Source organism: Aeromicrobium sp. REDSEA-S32_B7 (genome assembly GCF_001626145.1).
Lineage (GTDB): Bacteria > Actinomycetota > Actinomycetes > Propionibacteriales > Nocardioidaceae > Aeromicrobium > Aeromicrobium erythreum.
The window spans coordinates 1-3,410 of sequence record NZ_LUNF01000266.1 but is presented as its reverse complement, the minus strand read 5'-3'; the positions used below and the strand labels follow the sequence as shown (position 1 = coordinate 3,410).

1 protein-coding gene and 1 pseudogene are annotated in these 3,410 nt (G+C 68.7%); both read left to right on the top strand.

Annotated elements, in window-relative coordinates:
- Positions 1-335 (top strand): annotated as a pseudogene (locus A6Q79_RS16175) (hypothetical protein); the annotation flags it as partial.
- Positions 336-1,104: 769 nt separating this feature from the next.
- The coding region (locus A6Q79_RS16170; protein ID WP_317698771.1) for a (Fe-S)-binding protein at positions 1,105-3,410 on the top strand (2,306 nt) is incomplete at its 3' end.

The following is a 3,410-nucleotide window of genomic DNA, read 5'->3' as shown; positions in this document are numbered from 1 at the left end:
CGCTCGGCCTGCTCGAGCCGACACCGCTCGCCGTGGTGCTCGTCGTCGTCGCCAGCGTCGTCACCGTCGCCGACAACGGGCTCGCGTTCACCGCCGTCGCGGAACGAGCCGGACCGTGGTGGTCGGGCAAGGCGCTCGGCGTGCAGAACACCGGCCAGTACCTCGTCAGCGCCGCCGTGCCGCCCGTGGTCGGCGTGCTCATCGCCGCCGCCGGGTACGGGTGGGCGTTCGGCCTCGTCGCCGTCCTCCCCCTGCTGGCCCTCCCCCTCGTCCCCACCGAGCGCCGCCCCCCGGACCGGGCGTCCGAGGTCCGCCCCCCTCCGCTGGTCGAGTAGCGGCCACGCGCGACGAAGGAGCGCCGTGGCCGCGTATCGAGACCACCCGGCAACGGCCCAGCGCGGACCAGCCCCCAGCGACAGCTCCGGATGGTCTCGATACGTCTCCGCCAGCTCCTCCGTCGCGGCGTCGACTACTCGACCAGCGGTAGCGCTGGTCGAGTAGCGGCCACGCGCGACAAAGGAGCGCCGTGGCCGCGTATCGAGACCTCCCGGCAACGGATCAGCGCGGCCCAACCCCCAGCGACCGCCTGGAATGGTCTCGATACGTCTCCGCCAGCTCCTTCGTCGCAGCGTCGACTACTCGACCAGCGAGACATTCCGCTGGTCGAGTAGCAGGGACGAGCTTGCGAAGTCCCTGCGTATCGAGACCACCCGGCAATGGATCAGCGCGGGCCAGCCCCCAGCGTGAGCGTGGAGTGGTCTGGTCGAGTAGCGGCACGCGCGACGAAGGAGCGTCGTGCCGCGTATCGAGACCACCCGGCAACGGCCCAGCGCGGGCCAACCCCCGGCGACCGCCCAGAGTGGTCTCGATACGCCCAACCGGGCTCCTTCGTCGCCGCTCGGCCTACTCGACCAGCGTGGTCCGCGCGGTCTCGAACGGCTCACACCGGCGGACAGAGGTCCGCGTCGGGGGTTAGGCTGTACCTACCCACCGGTAACCGACCGCTGACCTGCAGGATCAGGGTGGCCTTACCCCGCGGACAAGAACGCGAGGGGCTAGTGTCACCCCCACTGTCACGGTCGTCGCACCAAGGATTGAGGCTCCATGCAGCTCGTCGCGATCATCGTCTCCCTGGCCGTCACGGCCGTCACGATCCCCGTCACCGTCGTCGCGGTGCGTCGCATGCTCGCGGTCGTCCGCGCCGGCGGCCCCGCGCCCGGCCGCACCAACGACCCCGCGGCCCGCACGGTGAACATGGTCAAGGAGACGTTCCTCCACACCCGGATGCTCCAGTGGACGTGGATCGGTGCCCTGCACTGGTTCGTCTACCTGGCGTTCATCGTGCTCGCGACCGCCGTCGCGCAGGGCTTCGTCCAGCTGTTCGACCCGGAGTTCGTCTGGCCGATCATCGGCCACTTCTTCCTCTACGAGTGGGTCAGCGAGTTCATCGGCCTGCTCGGCGCCCTCGCGATCATCCCGCTCGCGATCTACCGCCAGGTCAAGCACCCGAAGCGCCTGCAGCGCCAGAGCCGTTTCTTCGGCTCGCGCATGGGCCAGGCGTACTTCGTCGAGTTCATGGTGTTCCTCGAGAGCATCGCGATCCTGTTCATCCGCGGCGCGGAGTACAACCTGCTCCAGGCGCGCGGCGGCGAGGACGCCGAGTACGCGACCGGTTTCCACTTCCCGATCGCCCAGCACTTCGGCAACCTGTACCCGACCGGCGCCGAGAACATCGGCACGCTCGAGGACATCATCGTCGCCATCGCGATGATCAAGGTCGTCTCGGCCATGATCTGGCTGCTCGTCATCTCCACCAACCTGACGATGGGCATCGCGTGGCACCGCTTCACCGCGTGGCCGAACATCTGGTTCAAGCGCGAGTCCGACGGCGGCACGGCCCTCGGTGGCCTCAAGCCGATCCTCGTCAACGGCGAGCCGCTCGACCTGGAGAAGATGGAGGACCTCGAGGAGGAGGACTTCGAGAAGCTCGGCGTCGGCAAGGTCGAGGACTTCTCGTGGAAGGGTCTGCTCGACTTCACCACCTGCACCGAGTGCGGCCGCTGCCAGAGCCAGTGCCCCGCCTGGAACACCGAGAAGCCGCTCAGCCCCAAGCTGCTCATGATGGGCCTGCGTGAGCACGCCTACGCCAAGATCCCCGCGCTGTCGGTGCCGGAGGACGAGCGCACCGAGGAGCAGCAGAAGGAGGTCGAGCGTCCGCTCATCGGCGACGAGGAGATGTACGGCGTCATCGACCCCGACGTCCTGTGGTCGTGCACGAACTGTGGCGCCTGCGTCCAGCAGTGCCCCGTCGACATCGAGCACGTCGACCACATCGACGACATGCGCCGCTTCCAGGTGCTCGTCGAGAGCAACTTCCCGGCCGAGCTGAACAACATCTTCAAGGGCCTGGAGCGCAAGGGGAACCCCTGGGGCATGAACCCCAAGAACCGCCTCGACTGGACCAAGGGCCTCGACTTCGAGGTCAAGCAGGTCGGTGTCGACGTCGAGAGCCTCGACGAGGTCGAGTGGCTGTTCTGGGTGGGCTGCGCCGGTGCCTTCGAGGACCGTGCGAAGAAGACCACGCAGGCCGTGGCCGAGCTGCTGCACACCGCGGGCGTCGAGTTCGCGATCCTCGGTGACGGCGAGACCTGCACCGGCGACCCGGCGCGTCGCGCCGGCAACGAGATCGTCTTCATGCAGCTGGCCATGGAGAACTCCGAGGTGCTGAAGGAGACGAAGGCCAAGAAGGTCGTCTCGACCTGCGCGCACTGCTTCAACTCCCTCAAGAACGAGTACGCCGAGTTCGGCGTCGAGCTGGAGGTCGTGCACCACACGCAGCTGCTCAACCGCCTCGTGCGCGAAGGCAAGCTGAAGCCCGTCGCTCCGAAGGCGGGCGCTGCGGCGTCGGCCGAGCCGGAGAAGACGATCACCTACCACGACCCGTGCTTCCTCGGCCGCCACAACCAGGTGTACGAGGCGCCGCGCGAGCTGCTGAGCGTCATCCCCGGTGCGAAGTTCGCCGAGATGCCGCGCAACTCCGAGCGCTCCTTCTGCTGTGGCGCCGGTGGCGCGCGCATGTGGATGGAGGAGAACCTCGGCTCGCGGATCAACGTGAACCGCACCCAGGAGGCCGTGGCCACCGGCGCCGACCAGATCGCCGTGGGCTGCCCGTTCTGCCGGGTCATGCTGTCCGACGGCCTGACGGCCCAGCAGGCGGCCGGCGAGGCACGCGAGGAGGTCGAGGTGCTCGACGTCGCACAGATGCTGCTCGCGGCCGTGAAGCGTCCTGAGGAGCCGACGGCCGAGGACGACGCCGCCGTGGTCGAGGAGGCCGAGAAGGCGACGGCTGCGGCTGCTGCCACCGAGGCCGAGCCCGACGCGAAGGACGAGGCCGACCCGGCGTCGATCAG